This window comes from Myroides sp. ZB35 (assembly GCF_001865835.1).
Lineage (GTDB): Bacteria > Bacteroidota > Bacteroidia > Flavobacteriales > Flavobacteriaceae > Flavobacterium > Flavobacterium odoratimimum.
Map to the genome: position 1 here is coordinate 304,182 of NZ_CP017769.1, position 21,102 is coordinate 325,283.

Below are 21,102 nucleotides of genomic sequence, written 5' to 3' on the forward strand. Positions count from 1 at the left end.
AAAACTTTAACTACATATCCCTCTCAATTTACGATCTGTTTTTTTAAATAAAGTGATGCTTTTGTATAAATTTGTTTAGAATAATTCTAAATAAATTTATTATGAAATTACTATCCTCCCGAAAAGAGAAACTGTACATCACACTATTATCTTCATTATCAATGTTCTCACAGGCACAGCATTTAAATCTTCGAGTAAAAAACTCTTCTGGTCAAGCCATTCCTAATACAGTGATAGAGATAAATAATCAAAATGTAGGTATCACTGACGATACTGGTATATTCACCCTAACAGATACTCATTCTAGTACTGTTGACTTAAAGTTAAAAGCCTTAGATTACGCTGATTACTATACGACTCTTGAGTTACAAAAAGATACGATTAACAACTTTACAATTACACTTACTGCTAATCCTGAAACTATAAATGAAATTATCATTACTGCTGGCCGAAAACCAGAACACATCTCTACAGTCCCCTCTTCTGTAACGATACTTGCCAAACAAGAAATAGAAACACAAAGTGATATTAATAGTAATATCAGCTATATTTTAGGTAATACAGTACCTGGACTCGCTACAGCTACTAATAAAGTAGCTAATACAGGACAGACACTGAGAGGAAGACCTCTATTAATCTTAATAGATGGTATCCCTCAATCTCTTCCTTTAATGAATGGAGCCCGGAGTATACGCTCTCTTGACCCTTATGTTATCGAAAAAATAGAAGTAATAAAAGGAGCAACATCTATCTATGGCAATGGATCTGCGGGTGGTATTATCAATTATATTACTAGAAAAGATGTAGGCAACAAACCACTAAGTGGACAAACTAAAATAGGTACTACCTTTAACCCTTATCACAGTAGTGGAACCTTAGGCTATCAAATAGGACAATATTTCTCAGGTAGAATAAATAACTTCAGCTACGCTATAGGTGGTCATCTTAAATACAATGGCTTACAAAGAGATGGTGAAGGTTTGCCATTAGGGCAACTAGGTGGTCTATCTAATTCTTATGAGCGAAACATCTTTACAAAACTGTCTTATCAGCTCAATGATTCCTCCTCATTACAACTATTCTACAATTATTACACTACCGTACAAGATGAGAAGTACAAAACTAAACTGGGTCGTTATGGACAGGAGCCTGCTATAGGCATAAGAGGTAATGAAGGCGGAAAGCCTGTAGGCACACCATACAATCACAATGCTATGCTGACCTATACTAATAATGCTCTTTATGCTAATACCCGATTAGACATTAGTGCTTACCTCACCTCCTTCCAATCTATGAATCGCTATGTACCGAAAGGAACAGTCTGGTATGGTCCAGGTCAGACTAGGATAATATCAAAAAAGAAAGGACTGAGAGCTAACTTTAATACCCCATTCACGCTTTATAACACTCCTATTGAAATCACTTACGGTTTTGACCTACTCAGTGATATGACTATGCAAGACCTCACAGATGGTAGAATATTAACTCCTCAAATGAAAATGCTAAGCGTAGCTCCTTATGCACAGTTAAAGATAGATTTACTAGATGACTTTATCTTTAAAGGAGGGATTCGTTATGAAAATTCGAATGTAAGAATCAATGACTATACCACTATAGCAACAGGCCCTAATAACGAAGGTTCTATAGCTGTGAATGGAGGTAAACTAACTTATAGAGCAACAGTATTTAACGCAGGTATCCGATACACTAAATATGATTACTTCAATCCATTTATCAGTTATTCACAAGGTTTTTCTCTCAATGAAGTAGGTAAGATATTGAGAAGAGCAGATACTAATACACTGGATAATTTAGAGACTTCTCCTGTCATTACTAATAATTATGAAATAGGTTTCTCTAGTAAAAACAGCATTTTCTCACTACAAACCTCATATTACATCAGTACTTCTAAATATGGTATTAATCTTATAGATGTCGGAGGGTATCTGATGCCTAGTAGAGAACCTGAAAAGATTAAAGGTTTTGAAATAGCTTTAGAGGCAAGAATAATAGAGAGATTAAAAATGGGTGGTACTTTCACCACTATAGAAGGAAAAACAGAGAATAAAAAAGGTGTCTTAGAATACCTAGGTGGAGATAGAATACCTCCTAATAAAGCGACTGCATTTATTACATATACTCCGTTCAGCAAAGCTACTCTATCTTTATTCTGGATAAATACAGGAAGCAGAAAACACTTCAGCCCAAATAACAATGGAAAATATAAAAACGGACAAGGTCCCATAAGTGAAGTTAATCTATTTAACCTTAATGCTAATTATAAACCTAACGACCATTGGTCACTCTCTCTTGGTATAGACAATCTATTCAATAAAACCTACTACCCACCAGTAAGCCAATACAGAGGTATTCACGCTGATTATACTAGAGGAGTTGGAACTACAATGTCCTTTAATGCAACATATTCCTTTTAATAAAGTAGAGCAATAATTACTCATAAAGTTCTTTATATCCTATTTGAAATCTTAAAAACAAATGTATCCAAGTCCTATTTCTCAAAAGAGGTATCCTAAAAGGATAAATTGTTCGTTCATGTTATAATATTGTCAAAATAAAGCAGAACACTTTCTTAAAATTAAGTTATATTTGGTAAATTTTAAACACATATTAATATAATACCTTACTCATAAATGACAGAAATAATTCATCATTTATTCAATCCACTTCCGAACGCTATTATGAGTGTATTAATGGGGATAACCTTTATCTATTGGATATTCTCGGCTTTATTAGGAGGTTTTGATGGTTTTGATATTGATATGGATGTCAATCCTGAAATAGATGTTGACATAGACATTGATGCTGATGTAGATACAGACTTTGACTTACAACAAAGTCATGTAGACATTACTCATGACAAAGAAGTGGAGGTAGCAGATCATGTAGATGTACGTCAGCCAAGTATCTTTATGCAGATACTTGAGTTTATGAATGTAGGGAAGATCCCTTTCATGATTGTATTAACCATCTTTAAATTCTTTACTTGGGCAGGTACATTATTAACTACTACAATTCCTAAAGTAGTGAATCTAGGCTTTTGGTCTGTTGTGATATTAATTCCACTTTCTTTTATAGCGATTATCTTAACACACTATGCTACACTTCCGCTAGTTCAGTTTTTAAAAAATACAGGCTATCACGGAGAGAAGGCAATAGACTTTATCGGAAAAGAAGGTGTTATGTTATCAAGTATCACTGCAGATAAACAAGGAAATATGGAGGTAGTCATCGATCAAGATCCAATCAAGATATTGGTACAGAGTACAGATGGTAATCAAATAAAATATGGAGAGAAAGTCATTATCATTAAAAAATGTGATAAAGAAAATATCTTCCAAGTAAGAAGAATACATTAATTATTAACTATAAACACTAAAATCTATGGGTGAGTTTGGTCTAGGGACATTAATAGCTATTATTATAGGCGCACTTTTTCTATTAGTATTATTATTTTTTGCAATACTTGCATCTTTCTATAAGAAGATACCGCAAGGTAAATCTATAGTAAGAACTGGGGTTGGTGGGACTAAAGTAGCTTTCAACAAAGGTATTTATGTAATCCCTGTATTCCATAAAATGGAGATTATGGATATCTCTGTAAAAAAATTACAAATCGATAGAATGCAAAACGAAGGTCTTATCTGTAAAGACAATATTCGTGCAGATATTAAAGTAGCTTTCTTTATCAGAGTTAACAAGTCTATAGAAGACGTAATTAATGTGGCACAAACATTAGGTTGTGAGCGTGCAAGTGATGTAGAAACGCTAAGAAACATATTCGAAGCGAAGTTTTCTGAAGCTTTAAAAACAGTAGGTAAGAAATTTGAATTTATCGAATTATACGAAGCTCGTAGAGAGTTTAGAGAAGAGATTATTAATATCATTGGTAGAGATTTAAACGGGTACATCTTAGATGACTGTGCTATCGACTACTTAGAACAAACAAATATCTCTTACTTAGATCCACAGAACATTCTTGACTCTGAAGGTATCAAGAAGATTACTGAACTTACTGCATTACAAAACATCAATGCTAACCTTATCCGTAGAGATGAGCAAAAGGTAATCAAGAAGCAAGACGTAGAAGCTCGTGAAGCTATCTTAGAACTTGAAAGACAGTTATCAGAAAAAGAAGAGAAACAACGCAGAGAAGTGGATAATATCCGTGCTCGTGAAGAAGCTGAGATTCAAAAGGTACGTGAGGAAGAACGTCTTAAATCTGAGAGTGTACGCATCTCTACTGAAGAAAGTCTGGCTGTATTAGAAGAGAATAAACTACGTCAAGTAATTATCGCTGCTAAAAATAAAGAGCGTACTGATGCTGTGGAAACAGAAAGAGTAGAAAAAGACAGAGCGTTAGAACAAACTGAAAGAGAGCGTATCGTAACATTGGCTCAAATCAACAAAGAACGCGCTGTAGAGGAAGAGAAAAAGACAATACAAGATGTTATTCGCGAAAGAGTACAGCTTGAAAAAGGAGTTGTGGAAGAACAACAAAATATCAAAGACGTCGAAGCACTACGCGCTGTAGAAAGAGAGAAACAAGTAGGTATCACTCAAGCAAGTAGACAAGCAGAAGAAAACTTAATCAGAACAGTGAAAGAAGCAGAAGCTAAAAAATCTGCTCAAGAGCAAATCTCTCAACAAATGCTGATCGAAGCAGAAGCAGAGAAAGAAGCTTCTATTAAACAAGCTGAGGCACGTAAGATACTTGCAGATGCAAAAGCTCGTGAAGATGCTACTATCGGATTAGCTGAGGCAGAAGTAATCAAAGCAAAAGCAGAGGCTGTAGAACAACAAAGTATCGTAGATGCTGCTAAAATACAACGTATAGCTACTGCTGAAGCAGCTGGTATCGAAGCGAAAGCAGAAGCGAAGAGAAAAGAAGGATTAGCTGAAGCAGAAGTAATGAAAGAAAAAGCAATAGCTGATGCTGAAGGATTAAAAGAGAAAGCAAATGCTATGAAGCAAATGGATGGTGTAGGTAAAGAACACGAAGAGTTCAAACTTCAACTTCAGAAAGAAAAAGAAGTGGAATTGGCTGCTATCACAATCCAAAAAGATATTGCTCAATCACAAGCTAACGTATTATCTTCTGCACTTCAGACTGCTAAGATTGATATCGTAGGTGGAGAAACAATGTTCTTCGAAAACATTATCAATCAAGTAAGTCGTGCAAAAGGATTTGACCAATTAATCGACAAGAGTCAGAATGCTCAAGATATTAAACTTGCTTTATTAGGTGATGGCTCTACTATCAGTCAAGGTGAGTTATTTAATAATATTAAGCACTATGCAAGTCAGTTTAATATCACAACTGAAGACTTAAAGAATCTTAGTATTGCATCATTAGTACTTAAAATGCAACAAAACGCAACTGAGGACAATATGGGCTTATTAAGCAATATAGCTGATGCTGTTCAGAGTTTCGGTATAGGGAATAAGAAGTTATCTTAATGTATACTAATCACTCTTCTCTGTAGAGAAGAGTGATTTTCTCCTATTTACCCCTACTCTATTTTTAATTTACCTACGTATTAGTCTTATCGTTCTAGTACAAAGTATCCTTTATATATGGCTGAATTAGAAAACCAAAATATAGAATCATTAGATTCTAACACTTATGAGATTATACAGAAGAGACTACAAAGTCAGAAGAGCGATTTAATCCAACGATTAAATGCACTGAATGACGACCGTAAAGAAGTCTTTACTTCTGTTGATCTAAAACTTATCGCCAATCAACGTATTACGACAGAAAACAACTGTACTGCCAGAGGTATTATTGCCTTTGACACGACTTGTATTTTTGCCTATAACGTACACTTTGGGCTAAAGACTGATATTCAGTTAAGTGATGTATTTAGTATATACCGCTTTGAAAATGATCAGTTCTTACCTCAACCTTTAGATTTTATCTATGATGAGAACTTCATCAGTGATTATAAAAACTTATATAAATACTATAGAGACTCTATCTTCAGCAGATTTAAGAAGACAGAGAATTACCTCTATATGGTATTCCAAACAAGTAAGAATGCAGATAACTTAAAAGCATTTAAGTGGTTAATCAAAGATAATCAATTGATTTATCAGGATGACCGTAGCATTCACGAAGTAGTAAAGAGTCCTCAGTTTGAGTTCAATTGGATTAAGACTAATCTTGAGAACAGACGCTTAGGAGTACACCCTCACGTATCTATACAAGACAAGGTATTTATAGAAGCAGTAGGTGGTGATATTACTTTTAAAATAGAAGACAACACAGATAATGGACAAGGAATATACTCTGAACCTGTAAAGAATGCCGATCAGCAGTTAGATGATGCTGATTACTTCTACGCTGACTTAGGTAACTTTATTGCTATACGCATTAAACCTTACCAAGAGGATTTCCGTGCTTTTATCTTTAATAATAGAACAAAACAAGTTATCAATGTACCTGCCTTAAATGAAACAGGTATACTTCTCCCTGATGGCCAAGGTATTTTATTCTCTAATGGATACTATTTACAGAATGGAGATTATAAAATATTTGATAACAGTGTTCACAACTTAGAATTTGTAAGAACTATCCCTTCTCATAATGGGGAGGACTACTTATATCTATTCTATCAAGCAGAGAACAATATCTATACCCTGATGTCTTATAACATCATCAAACAACAAGTAGAAACTCCTATCGTATGTAGTGGTTTTACGTTGTTTAACGATGGTAAGTTAATCTATTTTCGCTCAGAGAATGAGGCAGTAAGACATCACGTAGTACAAATATGGGAAACTCCTTATGCTGCTACATTAATAGAGAATAAGGAACAAAAAGAGAATCACTTATACAAAATAGGGAATAAGGACATCGTTAAAGCGATGGCTGAATGTCAAGAGATCATCCACCTCATCGATAAAGAAGATTCGTATGAAGGGCTGTACGGTGATATAGCTAAGAAAGCAAATGACATTATAGATGCCTACTTCTGGATAAGAACCAAAGAAACTAAAAGCTTAGATGAACCATTAGAGCAGATAAGAAGTATCGCTAATACTGCTATAGATGAGTTTGAAAAAGTACAAGAGCAACGCAAGAGAGCCGCTGGTCTATTAACTGATCTAAAAGCGAAAGTAGATAAACAGCTCTTTAATGTTAAGAATGCTAAAGGTGATACGCTGGAAGGATTAGTACATCTATTAGCTGAAAACAGAAAGCTATTAGGTGAAGTCATCAGTGCTCGTCAGACTAAATATGTTGACTTAACTATCTTAGAGAATTATCAAGAGCAATTAGGTAAAACCAATGAATCACTATCTGATAAAACAATCGCTTTCTTACTACAAGAACAAGCACTCGTTCCTTATGAGCAAAAAGTAGTAGATCAAAAGGCTAAAGTAAATGAGGTAGTCAAAGTAATTGATGCTAATGCTATAGACGAAAACTGTAAGGCAATATCAGCTGAATTAGAACTGCTGATAGACATACTAAACAGTTTAAAAATAGAAGACACTACACAGGCGACAAAGATTATAGAGAAGATATCTGTAATATTTGCTTCGCTTAATGAGGTGCGTTCTCAACTGAAGAGAAAGATAGACTCTCTACGTACGAATGAATCTATCGCAGAGTTTCATGCTCAATTAACCTTACTTGACCAAAGTATCATCAACTTCTTAGAATTATCTAATTCACCTGAGAAGTGTGACGAATACCATTCTAAAGTAAGTGTTCAAGTAGAAGAGTTAGAAAGTAAGTTTGCTGACTTTGATGATTTTATTCTAAAGATAGCAGATAAGCGAGAGGAAGTGTCTAAAGCTTTTGATACGCGTAAAACTCAATTAGTAGAACAAATCAATAGACGTACGAGTTCGTTAGAACAGATAGGTCTACGTATATTAAAGAATATAGAGAATAAGTCTTCTTCTTTCAAAACGAAAGAGGAGATACTTGCATTTTTCTCTACTGACCTTATGGTCGATAAGGTACGTCAATTAGTTATTGAGTTAAATGACTTAGGAGATGTATCTAAAGCTGAAAATTTAGAGAACAGCGTTAAGACGAGTCAAGAAGATGCACTGCGTACACTGAGAGATAAACAAGACCTATTCGCTGATGGAGAAAATGTCATCAGTTTAGGTACTCACAAATTCTTAGTCAACAAACAGCCATTAGACCTTACTATCGTTAGACGTAACGATATTCTGTATTATCACTTAACAGGTACCAGCTTTACTTATCCTATTCAAAATGATAAGATCTATGCCTATAAGGAGATATGGAATCAAGACATTATCTCTGAGAATAACGAAGTATATAGAGCAGAGTACTTAGCTTATCAAATAGTAAAAGAACTACGTACTAATCCTTCTTTAGATATTAATGAAGCAGTTAAATTTAGAACAGAACAGAACTACTCTGAAGGATATCTAAAAGGTGTACACGACTTTGACGGATTAGAAATTACACAAGCCTTACTGAAACTAAAAGCAGAATTAGGAATATTGACGTATGCTCCTGCTATCCGTGTTTCGGCACAAGTATTCTGGTATAAATTAGAAGCGGAAGTAAGGGAGTCTTTATTGAAGAATATCAATAATGCTGCTGCTGTACAAAAGGTATTTCCTAGCAGTACTAATTATCAATATATAATTAATCAATTAGAGGAGCTATATGCACAATGGCAATCACCATTGCGTGAATTAGCATACAAGAAAGAGGTCGCTAATTATATTTTTGAAGAGTTCTCATCAGGAGTATTCTTTACAAAAGCAGAACAGGCTTCTATATTAAAGAAACAGTTTGTTACTTTCTTACAACAAAAGAATGCTAGTGTAATCTTTGAGAATGATATTAACGATACCACCTTATCTACATTAGATGCTTTTTATTTAATACAGAACTGGTTGTATTCTTATATAGATAATGAACCTAAAGCTGCTATATATAAAAAGTATATTGATGAAGCATGTTGTTTATTGTTATTTGAAAAGCAATATAACTATACTTTAAAAGAGAGTACTGACACTATAATCTTAAACAACTTAAAAGGGAACCACGCTTTAATAGTACAAGATACTTATACATTAGACTATCACGAATATATGCACAAGCTTGAAGTATTCGAGACTGAGCGTGTCCCAATGTTTACAGACTTTATTGCTACTAAAGATATGTTGTTAAGCGAATACAAGAAATCATTAAAAGTAAACGAACTGAAACCTCGTGTACTGACTTCTTTTGTTCGTAATAAACTGATTAATGAAGTTTATTTTCCATTAATTGGAAATAACTTAGCCAAACAGATAGGAGTTTATGGTGATAACAAACGTACAGCACGTATGGGAATGTTATTATTAGTATCTCCTCCTGGATATGGTAAGACTACTCTAATGGAATACTTAGCCAATGCTTTAGGTCTTCACTTCGTTAAGATTAACGGACCTACTATTGGACACTCTATTACCTCTATTGACCCTACAGAAGCTAAGACTTCTGGTGCAAGAGAAGAACTAAAGAAAATAAACTTATCTTTTGAGATGGCGGACAACGTAATGCTGTACTTAGACGATATACAGCACTGTAGTTCTGAATTTCTACAGAAGTTTATATCTCTAGCCGATGGACAGCGTAAGATGGATGGAATCTTCGAAGGAGAGAGTAAGACTTATGACCTAAGAGGTAAGCGATTCTGTATCATTATGGCAGGTAACCCATACACAGAATCAGGAGAGAAGTTTCAGATACCTGATATGTTAGCTAACCGTGCTGATACCTATAACTTAGGAGATGTGATTGGTAGTACAGAGCATTTGTTTAAGCTAAGTTTATTAGAAAACGCTATTGCTGAGAATACCTATTTACAAAAATTAAGTAGTAACTCTTTAGATGATTTCTATAAACTGATTAACCACATCGAAACAAAATCAGAAGAATCTTTATCATTAGAAGGGAACTTTAGTGGGCAGGAGATAGAAGAGTTTACTGCTGTATTAAAGAAATCAATCACAGTAAGAGATATTGTACTAAAGGTAAATCAGCAATATATCTTAAGTGCAAGTATGGACAATGCTTATAGAACAGAGCCTGCCTTTAAGCTACAAGGTTCTTACCGTGATATGAATAAGATGATGAGTAGGATAGTTCCACTGATGAACGATAGTGAAATAGATGAGTTAATCTTAACACACTATGAGAACGAATCACAGACCTTGACATCTGATACAGAAGCAAACTTACTTAAACTAAAAGAACTGGCTAACCGACTGACAGATGTAGAGCGCAAACGTTGGGAGGATATTAAAGATATCTTTATTAAACAAAACAAATTAGGTATGGCAGGTAAAGACAATCAAGTGGCTCAAGTATTAGGTCAGCTGATGGACTTCAACCAAAACTTAGAAAGCATTGCTAAAGCAATCAAAAAATAATAATCACCTAAACGGTCTGTCTAAACAACAGACCGTTTTTTTATTTATACATTTACTGCCTTCAATCTAAAACCTTATGTCAAAACACTTAGCCCGCATAGCCGTTACTGCACTATTCTTCATCTTTGGAGGGATATCTGCCTCATGGGCATCGCGTATTCCTACTATTAAAGAAGCTTTCGGAGTAAATGACTCTGCTTGGGGATTTGTCTTATTATACATCTCTATAGGAACTTTAATAACTCTTCCTATAGCTGGTAGAATAATAGAGAAATTAGGCAGTAAAAAAGCAACTCTACTCTTTCTATTAACTTATTTAGTACTGTTAGTAGGTATTGGATATTGGGAGGTATTATGGCAATTAAAAGTAAACTTAGTCTTATTTGGAGCGATTAGTAATATCACTAATATTTCTATCAATACACAGGCTATTAAGGTCTCTAAACTATATAAAGGGCAAATCATAGGCTCTTTACATGGCACTTGGAGTATAGGAGGCTTTGTTGCTTCATGGTTAGGCGCAGAAATGATCAGTAGCTATGTCCCACCTTTAGAACATTTTATCTATTACTCTACCGTAGGGATTATTATTTCTCTTCTACTTTTTAAATACCTTATTCCTGAGACGAACGACACTACTAGTGATAATCCTATACTAACAGAAAAGAAAGGCTTTCAATTACCTGATAAGAACTTAGTCCTTTTAGGGCTATTAGCTTTCTTCGCTATGGTAGCAGAAGGAATGATGACAGATTGGTCAAGTGAATATATGAAGCATGTTACGCATGCTCCTATACAGCTTATCGGGTATGGGCTGACCGCTTATATGTTTGCGATGGCTAGTGGTCGTTTTATATCAGACTTCACAGTAAGGCGATTTGGAGAGCAGAGAACTTTACTCTTCTGTGGTATCCTCCTTTTTATAGGATTAGGAGCCTCAGTATTATTTCCTGGAGTATATACTACTATTATCTCTTTTATGATTGTAGGTTTAGGTGTATCCGCAGTAGTACCCATGTGTTATAACTTAGCAGGACATACTAAAACAATGCCACCTCAGCAGGCCTTAACGTTAATTACTAGTATCGGTTTTATCGGTTTCTTTTTAGGGCCACCAGTTATAGGGTTTATTGCACAGCACTCTTCTCTTAAGACCGCCTTTGCTATAGTAGCCTTTTTTGGGTTAGCTATCTCTCTACTGAGTAGATTTATAGTTATCGAATCTACCTCATCAAAATAAACAAAAAGCCCAATCATCGCTGACTGGGCTGTATATTTATAGTTCAATGGATATTGTCACCTTTCCGCCTAATCCTTTTTCTACAATATCATATAACGTCTTTAATGTCATATTACTTCCATTATTTTCTACTCGAGAGATATATTCTCTCTTCTTATTCACTAAACTAGCTAGTTCTGCTTGAGTTAGTTTTTTCTCTTCTCTTGCCTTTCTAAGCAATAATCCTACTTTAAAAGTCTCTACTTCTCTCTCTATCTCATCTCTTTTCGGTTCGCCAACTACACCAAACACCTCATCTTTTACTTGTGACCAAGTCTTCACATCTCTATTTTCTTTCATGGTGCTATTAATTTATTTTAACACTTCAAAGGTAATTTAAAAGTTACTTAAAAACAATACAAACTATAAATCAATGTATTAAGCCACTAAAACTATACCATAAAAAAGCCCAATCATCGCTGACTGGGCTGTAGTATCTAATAAGATTTACTAATAATTTATCACTACTTCACTACCTCGTTCTTCATCTTTTACAACGGATAGAGACATAGGGATACGCTCTTGTAGTTCGTCTACGTGAGAGATAATACCTACTATCCTATTCTCTTTATGCAGATTGCTCAACGTCTCGAATACAATATTAACTGACTCACTATCCTGCGTACCGAACCCCTCATCTATAAAGAAGAAGTTTCTATCTGACTTAGACAGACTCTGTACACTCTCTGCTAATGCTAACGCTAGAGATAAAGACACCTGAAAACTCTGTCCTCCTGATAAGGTCTTCACACTTCTCGCTTTCCCATTGTTCAAATAATCTATGATCTCAAACTCATTCGCTTCATTTAACTGTAAGCTCAATTGGTTATTCGTCAATCGATGGAAACGAGCATTCGCCATATCGCATAAGTTCTTTAAATAGATAGCTGACACATAGTTTACAAAACCAGCTCCACTAAACATCGTCAATAGTGTATTCAGATTCTTCACTCGTTTTTCTATTGCATCATACTGCTTCTGTAAGTTCTGCTTCTTCGCATAGTCTTTTTCTAAACGGTCTATTTCTCCTGCCAATTTAGCCACAGCCTCTGTCGCTTCTTTGACCTGTAGTTCTAACTTCGTTATTACTTCTTGCTGTTTAGCAAACTTCTCTTGATCAAAAGAAATACCTTCTAACTTCACTTCTAAAGTACTCACTGCATTACGGACTACCTCTAGTTGTACTTCGAATGCTTGTATTTGTTCTCTACGTTCTACAACATTAATCTGCTTATCCAACACACTACGCACTTCCTCTACAGATTGTACTTGATGATTGACTAATAAAGCTTTAATCTGCTCGTTAAACTGATCAACAGCTACTTTCAGTTCATTTAATTCTACCTGTACACTATTGCTCTCTGTCTGTAAGCTTGCCAACTTAGGAGACATCATCTGATATTGGTTCGTTAGATCTTTATAGCGTTGTTCTACTAAGGTTACATTAGCTTCTCGTTGTTGTACTTGTTGTACTAATAAAGTCTCCTCTAAACTTAGATAGGTCTCTATCTGCAATCTTATAATCTGTGTACTCTTAGACTTGATCTCACTCTCTAGACTTGCACCTTCTACTTCTATCGCATTTAGTTCTTTGGTAAACTTATCTACATGTCCTCTGTGCTGTTCTACTTCTTTTCCTACTGTAGCAAACTGTGCTTCCAGAGATTCTACTTGCTTATTCGCTAACTCAGCTCTTTGTTTTAACTCAATAAACTGTGCTTCATTCCCCTTTTCTATCACAGTCCAAACAAAGTTCTGCTGATGAGAGACTAACTCCTGTTGGAAGTGTTGTTCTCTCTGCTGGCTTTCTTGCCATTGTGTTGTTAAGAGTTTCTTCTTATCAAAAAGACCAGTAGCTTTTCTTTCATACTTCTTTAAGCGCTCTTGTTTATCCTTTATATCACTTAGACGAAGTTCACACTGCTGTATAGCAGAAGACACATCGTCTCCCTGAAGAATATGAGGGTGATGTGCAGAACCACATAAAGGACAAGGTTGCCCCTCGTGAAGCTCATTAGCGTACTGTACTAACTGTTGTGCTACTCTATGATTGCGCAACTCTACTTCTATCGTATTAATCTCTTGTTCAAAGTGATTTCTATACTTCTCTATCTCTTGTTCCCAATGATTGATATCCTTTAACTTTAGACCTAAGATATCCTTTTCTACTATTTGTAACTCTGTCTGTAGTGCATTCATATGCTGTTGCACATCTTGAATCCCTTTGTGAATAAAAGATTGCTGACCGAACCATGCCTCTATAGCCATCAGCATCGTTGTATCTACTCTAGCTGTTTTGGCAGTATTTAGTTCTATCTCCTTTTGTGCTAAAGCAAGTTTGCTCCCTTCTAATGCCTTCTCAGCATCTACTACAAAAGACTTTCCTTTGTGATAACGCTCTAATAAGGCCTCCTTAGCGAGATTAGCTTTCTTGATTTCTTTGATCAAATTCAACTCATACAACTCTGCTTTGAGGTGTTCTAAACCTGCATACTGTTGTTCTGCCACTTTGAGTTCATCTGTCACCTTCTTAAACTGACTTTGTAGCTCTGTAGTTTCTTTTGTTAATATAGCTAATCGAGCCTCTCTGTTTACTGCTTTATCAACTGTCTTTTGTTGTTCTAACAGTACAGCAGAGAATGCTTTATCTAGTTGCTCATACTGAGACAATTCATTCTTTTGAGCAGTTATCTCAGGTAGCTTCTCTTCTAATGTGCCTAACTCTGATTTCTTTATTGCCAAGGCTTCGAAGTCATCCTTCACTGCTTTGACCTTCTGATAACTATCGTTTTCTTCCTTAAAATTCTTATTCAGTAGGTTAAAATTCTCAGTCTCCTGTAGGTGTAGCGCCTTCTGCTCTGCTATCTGCTCCGTTGTGACTTGGCTAAAGCTCTTTAGCTCTCCTTCTATTATATTCAGACTCTCCTTAGTCGAGCTATATAATCGTTTAGTCTTATCAGCAAGGTCAAAACGATCTAAGCTGAATATCTCTTGCATCATCTTCGTTCTGTCCTTCCCTCCTAATTCTATAAACTCTCTGAATTTCCCTTGTGGGATAATGATAGTACGCTTAAAGTTCTCATAGCTCAGACCCACTACTTCCTGTATATTCAACTCTTTCTGAGGTACCCAGATACCATCTTCATCCTTATACAGTGTTGCCTCACCTCTCTTTACATCATCGAAGCGCTTAGAGTTTCTTCTAAACTCTCTATAGATGCGGTATTTCTCATCTTTAAAATTATAAAACTCAAAGTCTATTACCGAACGGTCAGACTTTAGGTTCATCATATTATATGCACGGTTATCACGAGAGTTCATACGCTCTGTCTCTCCGTAAAGCCCAAAAGAAATAGCTTCTAAAATAGAAGACTTTCCCGATCCGACCTTACCGAATATACCGAATAACCCTGCTTCTATAAGACTGGTGAAGTCAATAACTTGTTTTTCTTGATAAGAATACAGTCCTTCTATCGTTAACTTAATTGGTATCATACTGCTCTAATCTAAAATCTCGTTAAACAAATCCATCAACTCCTCATTAGGCTCTTGCCCCTTATTGCGCTGTTTAAAGTAATCTCTAAACAGTCCTTGCATATCTTGCTCTAAGTTCACCTGTTTTACATTCGCTTGTTCTCCTTTATCCCCCAATGTTACTTGTGGGATAATTGTAATAATACCATCATGCGCAGTGTATAACCTCTTGATATCATCTCCATTTAAGAAGGTATCACTTACTATGGTTAACTCCACTAGATGATACGGATTTGCTACTAACCACTCCACAGCATCATCTACACTATTAAACTTCACTCGTGACAGTTGTCTTCCACTCTCTAGTGCCACCTTCGTATAGGTAATAGGTTTGCCCGCTTCTGCCTCTAAGATCATCACATACTTCTGCTGACCTGCTTCACTAAAACTATAACTCAATGGGCTCCCCGAATAAACCACAGGTCTATCTTCTACCCCCACCTGATGTGCTCTATGTAAGTGCCCAAGTGCCGTGTACTGCACTTGCTCTGGAATAATATCGCTGTATATAATATCTGCATTACCTACCTTCAGCGGTTTCTCTCCATCAGGTTCTTCTAATAACTCTCCATTTCGGTTCATCATATACAGATGCGAGATCAATAGATTCACCCCTTTAGTCTTACAATACTTATCTGCTAAAGCTTGCCAACTCTCTCCTAACACCTCATTAAGAGCTGCTCCTTTATCTTCTGTATCTAGTGCTTTCTTTAGCCTTACCTCATTTGCATAAGGAGTGTGTAATATGCGTATCGGTTGTTTAAATCGATCTAATCTCAATTCAAAAAAACCATTTGTTGACTTCGATATTTTAAACTGATTTTCGATCTCAAAAGGAGTAACCTCAGTATGAGGTAGTCCGACTAAGATAATCCCACACTCTCGTGCTAACGGATCTGGTGCGTCTATACGCTCAGGGCTATCGTGGTTACCAGCTATAGCGATGACAGGTCTCTCTCCGTTCTTCGCTAAGCGTTTAAGTGTTTTATAAAATAATTCTACAGCCTCTACTGGAGGGTTAAACGTATCAAATAAATCTCCTGCTACTAAGACTACATCTACTGCTTCGCGTTCTGCTATCTCGCATATTTCGTCTAGCACTATACGCTGTTCGTCTAGGCGGCTAAAGTTATCTAATCTCTTCCCTAAGTGCCAGTCGGCTGTATGTAGAATCTTCAATCCCATGTATCTTTCTTTGTTTTCTAGTGCCTCAAAGATACTAACTATATAGAGGTTTCTCAGTCTATTTTAGGATTAGCTTCCTCATTTTTTTTGTCTCAAAACCGATGATACAAAAGAATTATAGCGACTTTCTTCCACGTGATTCCATACTGCTCCCCTTGTGATAGGATAGTGATAGGCTATTTTTGGCACTTTTAAGCCGACCAAATGCCCATCACTAGCCGACCACATGCCGACCACCCTATCTAAAATGGCAGTAAAAAGACATTCATACCCACACACAATTTTAAATTAAACAATTCGTTTTCAATTTAATATTGATTCTAATACCTATTCGCCTATCTAACAACTTTACTTAAACCACTATGATAAAAAGAAGCTTACTATACCTCATACTTCCTATAGTTCTACTCTCTTGTCAAGAGCCTAAGAAATTTGGAGACATTAAGATGGATATTGAGACATTCAATTATGACTTCCCAGTAGAGGACTTTTATGCTTTTAATGGCAATAACGATGGGAGTATCACAGCTGATGCAGATGCTAGTGTGATGACAGTAGTTAAAGAACTTAAACCTATAGAGATCACACACTATAGAGTAGCTCCTAAGAGATATAATGATTCTCTTAGAGACATAATCGGCAAAGAGTATAGTATGAGGATGTGGATAGAGTCTGACAGTGTGGCGAAGTATGGGGACTATTACTTCGATAAGGTAGATATGCTACAGAGTCTAAATAAAGACCTAATCGGGGTAGCCTGCTCTGACCTAAAAGGTGACGAAAACAAGGTTATACAACTCCGTGACTATATCATCTCTAAAGAAGGAGAACCTGTAGAGAAAATCGCTTTTATGGTGTATGACTGTATCGTCTATACTTGGCAAAAAGAGGACAGGGTATTAGCCTTAGTAGTGCGCTACCACGAGATAACTGAACCTCCCTTTATAGCAGAACATATCTCTGCTGAAGAACAAGAAGTTTACACTCCTTCTCGTGTACAAGTAAGACTGTTCAGTATCAACAATAAGTACAAAGATCTTGTGTTCAACAATCTATACCGAGGAGAATGGGCGTATATGCAATACAATGACACACCTACCAAGGATCGAAGACTTCCTCAATAGAATGCTCTTATTAGAGTAGAATAAATTCCTTACACTATTCAAACATTATTCTCCTTCAATTTAATAGAGGTTACTATTTTACTATCTTTAAAATAAAAAGATGGAAAAGAGAATATTTCACAATGTGATATGGGACTTCTCAGAAGAATTACCTGAAACCCGAGAAGAACTAAACCAAGAAGTAATTGCTAAGCAAATTAGAAACTTCGGAAACTCCGACAATTGGGATCCTACTGAGATTATAATAGATCAGCCAGAGGTAGTGATTTGTTACGATGCAATCATGTATTCTAAAGACGACAAATACAATAATGAAGAAATTATCAAATTCGAATTACTACCACATTGGAAAGAGGCAGGATCAGATAGACCCGAATTTTATAGTACTATTCACGCAACTTTAAAAGCAGATAATAACCAAAATTTTCCTGCCTTAGAGTTGTTATATAAACTTCATGAGCAATTTCTCAATAAAGGCACTCCTGCAAAGCTATACTTAGACGGTTTAGAGAAAAACGAAAAACCTAAAAACAAGTATGATTACTTTGTTTATATAGACTTTGATTAAAATATATCTAATAATAAAACAGCCCATTCATACACTGTATAAATGGGCTGTTCGTATTTATAAATCAACTATAGGTACTTATATCTCGCATCCTTCTGGGCCACATGCTGCCGCATCACTACCACCTTTCATTTCGAATTTAGGTTGGCTTTCTTGGAATGCTTGTGTCAGTGCTTCTACAAAAGACTCTGTAGGTTGAGCTCCTGATACACCGTATTTTCTATCTAATACGAAGAATGGCACTCCTGATATCCCTAGAGCACGTGCTTCTGTAATATCTGCATTCACTTCTTCTAGTTGTCCATCAGTAGCTAAAAATGTTTTGATTTCCTCAGCACTCAGTCCTATTTCAGTACCTAAAGCAGCTAAAACCTCAATATCACCTACATTTTTTCCATCTGTAAAATAAGCTTTAAACACTACTTCTTTAGCCTCATTCCCTTTTCCTTGTAACTGTGCAAAGTGTACAAAGCGATGAGCTCTAATCGTATTCACAGGAATAGATTGGTCTTGGTTAAACTCGATACCTACTGCTTTACCTGCTTGTTTTAAGTTCTCTAGCATCCCTTGTATCTGTTGCTCTGGCATACCTTTGCGCTTAGCTAGGTACTCCTTAGTAGACATATCCAACCCTTCTACAGGTAAGTCTGGATCTAGCTGAAAGCTCTTCCACTCTACTTCTATCTTATCTGCGAAAGGCAACTGTACCAATGCATTCTCAAAATTCTTCTTTCCGACGTAACAAAACGGACACATAATGTCCGACCATATCTCTACTTTCATATCTTATCTTTTTAAATGAGGAGTTACCTAAATAACTCTATACTCAAAGATACTATTAAAACACCCTAATACCTGTCTCCTTAACAATAATTAAATAGTTTCCTAAAGGGAAGTGCATGTATTTTTATACCTTTACTCTTATGGGAAAAACAATCATATTTATCGGTTGTATCATCGTCATCATAGGTCTATTGATACAATTCACTTCGTTTAATCTGGATTGGTTTGGCAAATTGCCTGGTGATATCCGTATCCAGCGCCCAGGTTTTTCATTCTTTATGCCGATTACCTCTATGATTATCGTATCTGTAGTAGGCACAGGATTACTATGGTTATACAGAAAGTTCTTTAGCTGATAAAGGTTTACTTCACCTAATCTATAAACACAATTGCTACAATAATTTTATTACTTTTGTATAACAGCAGTTATGCTATATCTATAAACACTAATATCATACTAAAGATGAGAAGATTAACTATTAAAAATGTTGGCCCTATTAAATCAATAACTATTGATTTAAAACGCATTAATGTTTTGATAGGACTTCAAAGCTCAGGTAAAAGTACTATTAACAAGATAGCGTGCCATTGCTCATGGGTAGAGAAAGAATTATACACTAATCCTATGCTTAATCATGTACAAATCTCATCTTATTTTATAGAAACCCTAATTGAATTCCATAAACTAGAGGGATTCTTTAGCAAACATTCATATATAAAATTTGAGACAGATCTTATCGATTTTTCTTTTTCATATGATAAAAGCACCTTTAGTTTTAAATGGAAAACTGAGGATTATTGGTGGTCTTATAAACGAAATAAGACCATATACATCCCTGCTGAACGAAATATAGTTGCTGTTATTCCAAATTGGTTTCAAATAAAACTAGAAAACACCAACTTAAGAAACTTTCTTGCACATTGGCAAGAAACGAGATATTCATTTAGTGATAAATTCCAACCTATCTTAGACTTAGGAGTTAATTATAAATACAATAAAGAAAAAGATACAGACGAATTGTATTTAACTTCTGTCAATAAGACAATTAATATCAAGAATGCATCAAGCGGATTACAATCTATCGTTCCACTATATATGTTGACTGAATACATTAATAATGAAGTATATAATCAAGAAACAAAAGACAGTGTAGAAGAGGTTAGTGTAAAAAGAGAATTAAAAAACAGTATCTATAAATCAGCAGAAAAAGATTTAAGTGTTATAGATAAGATTAAATTAGAACTAAAAACTACAGAATCTTCTTTTCAATATGTACTTCAATCTGTTATAAATAATTTAGAAAACATACAACAATCTAATATATTCTTAGAAGAACCAGAAGTAAACTTGTTTCCTGTTACTCAAAGAGAATTAGTTAAACATCTAGTTAAATCAACCTATCACAATGCTGAAGGTAGAGAACACAGTCTGTTCCTGACTACGCATAGTCCTTATATACTGACTACGCTGAATAATCTTATCTATGCGAATGACTGTGCTAAGGCAGCTAGTGAAGAAGTAAAAGATATCATAGGGGAAGAGTATTGGGTTGATTTTAATGATGTAGGAGTATGGTTCGTTAGAGATGGTGTAGTAGAAGATATACTAGATTATGAAGAAAGACAAATAGATGCTAGCAAGATAGACGAGGTATCTCAGCTGTTAAATAATGAGTTTGATAATCTATTAGATACACAGTACCATGAAGTTTAATGAGAAATACTATTCCTTAAAGCAACATATCTACTGTGATGATAATCGTAAAACTTTATCTTTAGAAGAGACTAAAGGTGTTAAGTACATCGGTACTAATAAAAATGCGATAGAGTATACTGTATATAGAGTGGATAAAGGACTCATTAGTACAAATGAAACGAAACAGTGTGACTTCGCTATCTATGTACCATCATCGGATTCTGTCCGTCTGATAGAACTAAAAGGAGGAAATATAGATGATGGAGTTGAACAGTTAATACAGACAATAGATGTATTAATCAAACGTCCTAATATTTCTGTCACTAAACTATATGCGATACTAGTAGCTAAGAAATTTAATACACCTGCATTACTTACGACTAAAATGAAAAAACTAAAAACACTAGTAAAATCATATAAAGGAGAAGTAATCCCTAAAAGTATTAAACACGAAGAACCTATAAACTAACAAAGGAGACTAATATGATTTAGTCTC

At 35.3% G+C, this 21,102-nt stretch carries 14 protein-coding genes; 10 read left to right on the top strand and 4 right to left on the bottom strand.

Annotation, left to right across the window (positions count from 1 at the left end; genetic code table 11):
• Nucleotides 1-101 precede the first annotated feature (101 nt).
• The 5 genes from BK054_RS01325 to BK054_RS01345 all read left to right on the top strand — a co-directional run bounded on the left by BK054_RS01325 (nucleotide 102) and on the right by BK054_RS01345 (nucleotide 11,677).
• Nucleotides 102-2,435 carry a TonB-dependent receptor gene (locus BK054_RS01325; RefSeq protein WP_006267070.1) on the top strand — a complete coding sequence of 778 codons (2,334 nt, stop codon included), beginning with the start codon at nucleotides 102-104 and terminating at the stop codon, nucleotides 2,433-2,435.
• A 216-nt stretch (nucleotides 2,436-2,651) separates the two neighbouring features.
• A complete protein-coding gene (locus BK054_RS01330; RefSeq protein ID WP_006267069.1) occupies nucleotides 2,652-3,377 on the top strand; it encodes an OB-fold-containig protein in 726 nt (241 codons plus the stop codon).
• A gap of 25 nt (nucleotides 3,378-3,402) precedes the next feature.
• Nucleotides 3,403-5,478, top strand: coding sequence for a hypothetical protein (locus BK054_RS01335; protein WP_006267068.1), 2,076 nt, complete (start codon nucleotides 3,403-3,405; stop codon nucleotides 5,476-5,478).
• Nucleotides 5,479-5,595: 117 nt separating this feature from the next.
• Entirely contained in the window at nucleotides 5,596-10,437 is a 4,842-nt protein-coding gene (locus BK054_RS01340) for a DNA repair ATPase (protein ID WP_006267067.1), read from the top strand.
• 76 nt (nucleotides 10,438-10,513) lie between these two features.
• Entirely contained in the window at nucleotides 10,514-11,677 is a 1,164-nt protein-coding gene (locus BK054_RS01345) for an MFS transporter (RefSeq protein ID WP_006260185.1), read from the top strand.
• Between the two features lie 36 nt (nucleotides 11,678-11,713).
• On the opposite strand, the gene BK054_RS01350 is transcribed toward BK054_RS01345, so the two are convergent.
• The 3 genes from BK054_RS01350 to BK054_RS01360 form a co-directional block, all read right to left on the bottom strand.
• Nucleotides 11,714-12,016 carry a helix-turn-helix transcriptional regulator gene (locus BK054_RS01350; protein ID WP_006260186.1) on the bottom strand — a complete coding sequence of 101 codons (303 nt, stop codon included), beginning with the start codon at nucleotides 12,014-12,016 and terminating at the stop codon, nucleotides 11,714-11,716.
• A gap of 150 nt (nucleotides 12,017-12,166) precedes the next feature.
• Complete coding sequence (locus BK054_RS01355) at nucleotides 12,167-15,211, bottom strand: AAA family ATPase (RefSeq protein WP_006267066.1); 3,045 nt, start codon at nucleotides 15,209-15,211, stop codon at nucleotides 12,167-12,169.
• Between the two features lie 6 nt (nucleotides 15,212-15,217).
• Nucleotides 15,218-16,435, bottom strand: coding sequence for an exonuclease SbcCD subunit D (locus tag BK054_RS01360; RefSeq protein ID WP_006264394.1), 1,218 nt, complete (start codon nucleotides 16,433-16,435; stop codon nucleotides 15,218-15,220).
• Nucleotides 16,436-16,797: 362 nt separating this feature from the next.
• Here BK054_RS01360 and BK054_RS01365 point away from each other — a divergent pair, with 362 nt between their 5' ends.
• Both BK054_RS01365 and BK054_RS01370 read left to right on the top strand, forming a co-directional pair.
• Nucleotides 16,798-17,559 (top strand): hypothetical protein, encoded by a 762-nt coding sequence (locus tag BK054_RS01365; RefSeq protein ID WP_006264395.1) that lies wholly within the window; start codon nucleotides 16,798-16,800, stop codon nucleotides 17,557-17,559.
• Between the two features lie 100 nt (nucleotides 17,560-17,659).
• Nucleotides 17,660-18,127, top strand: a complete 468-nt coding sequence (locus tag BK054_RS01370; protein WP_006264396.1) for a hypothetical protein — start codon at nucleotides 17,660-17,662, stop codon at nucleotides 18,125-18,127.
• 78 nt (nucleotides 18,128-18,205) lie between these two features.
• On the opposite strand, the gene BK054_RS01375 is transcribed toward BK054_RS01370, so the two are convergent.
• Nucleotides 18,206-18,910 carry a DsbA family oxidoreductase gene (locus tag BK054_RS01375; protein WP_006264397.1) on the bottom strand — a complete coding sequence of 235 codons (705 nt, stop codon included), beginning with the start codon at nucleotides 18,908-18,910 and terminating at the stop codon, nucleotides 18,206-18,208.
• A gap of 140 nt (nucleotides 18,911-19,050) precedes the next feature.
• Here BK054_RS01375 and BK054_RS01380 point away from each other — a divergent pair, with 140 nt between their 5' ends.
• The 3 genes from BK054_RS01380 to BK054_RS01390 all read left to right on the top strand — a co-directional run bounded on the left by BK054_RS01380 (nucleotide 19,051) and on the right by BK054_RS01390 (nucleotide 21,075).
• Nucleotides 19,051-19,266, top strand: coding sequence for a DUF2905 domain-containing protein (locus BK054_RS01380; RefSeq protein WP_232234329.1), 216 nt, complete (start codon nucleotides 19,051-19,053; stop codon nucleotides 19,264-19,266).
• Nucleotides 19,267-19,373: 107 nt separating this feature from the next.
• Complete coding sequence (locus BK054_RS01385; RefSeq protein WP_006267065.1) at nucleotides 19,374-20,624, top strand: ATP-binding protein; 1,251 nt, start codon at nucleotides 19,374-19,376, stop codon at nucleotides 20,622-20,624.
• Nucleotides 20,614-21,075 carry a hypothetical protein gene (locus tag BK054_RS01390; protein WP_006261938.1) on the top strand — a complete coding sequence of 154 codons (462 nt, stop codon included), beginning with the start codon at nucleotides 20,614-20,616 and terminating at the stop codon, nucleotides 21,073-21,075. The genes BK054_RS01385 and BK054_RS01390 overlap by 11 nt, the downstream gene beginning before the upstream one ends.
• Nucleotides 21,076-21,102 lie beyond the last annotated feature (27 nt).

What these genes read in the sequence shown, in the direction of transcription:
- BK054_RS01325 (WP_006267070.1), top strand. Translation starts at nt 102, where the DNA reads ATGAAATTACTATCCTCCCGAAAAGAGAAACTGTACATCACACTATTA.
- BK054_RS01330 (WP_006267069.1), top strand. Translation starts at nt 2,652, where the DNA reads ATGACAGAAATAATTCATCATTTATTCAATCCACTTCCGAACGCTATT.
- BK054_RS01335 (WP_006267068.1), top strand. Translation starts at nt 3,403, where the DNA reads ATGGGTGAGTTTGGTCTAGGGACATTAATAGCTATTATTATAGGCGCA.
- BK054_RS01340 (WP_006267067.1), top strand. Translation starts at nt 5,596, where the DNA reads ATGGCTGAATTAGAAAACCAAAATATAGAATCATTAGATTCTAACACT.
- BK054_RS01345 (WP_006260185.1), top strand. Translation starts at nt 10,514, where the DNA reads ATGTCAAAACACTTAGCCCGCATAGCCGTTACTGCACTATTCTTCATC.
- BK054_RS01350 (WP_006260186.1), bottom strand. Translation starts at nt 12,016, where the DNA reads ATGAAAGAAAATAGAGATGTGAAGACTTGGTCACAAGTAAAAGATGAG.
- BK054_RS01355 (WP_006267066.1), bottom strand. Translation starts at nt 15,211, where the DNA reads ATGATACCAATTAAGTTAACGATAGAAGGACTGTATTCTTATCAAGAA.
- BK054_RS01360 (WP_006264394.1), bottom strand. Translation starts at nt 16,435, where the DNA reads ATGGGATTGAAGATTCTACATACAGCCGACTGGCACTTAGGGAAGAGA.
- BK054_RS01365 (WP_006264395.1), top strand. Translation starts at nt 16,798, where the DNA reads ATGATAAAAAGAAGCTTACTATACCTCATACTTCCTATAGTTCTACTC.
- BK054_RS01370 (WP_006264396.1), top strand. Translation starts at nt 17,660, where the DNA reads ATGGAAAAGAGAATATTTCACAATGTGATATGGGACTTCTCAGAAGAA.
- BK054_RS01375 (WP_006264397.1), bottom strand. Translation starts at nt 18,910, where the DNA reads ATGAAAGTAGAGATATGGTCGGACATTATGTGTCCGTTTTGTTACGTC.
- BK054_RS01380 (WP_232234329.1), top strand. Translation starts at nt 19,051, where the DNA reads ATGGGAAAAACAATCATATTTATCGGTTGTATCATCGTCATCATAGGT.
- BK054_RS01385 (WP_006267065.1), top strand. Translation starts at nt 19,374, where the DNA reads ATGAGAAGATTAACTATTAAAAATGTTGGCCCTATTAAATCAATAACT.
- BK054_RS01390 (WP_006261938.1), top strand. Translation starts at nt 20,614, where the DNA reads ATGAAGTTTAATGAGAAATACTATTCCTTAAAGCAACATATCTACTGT.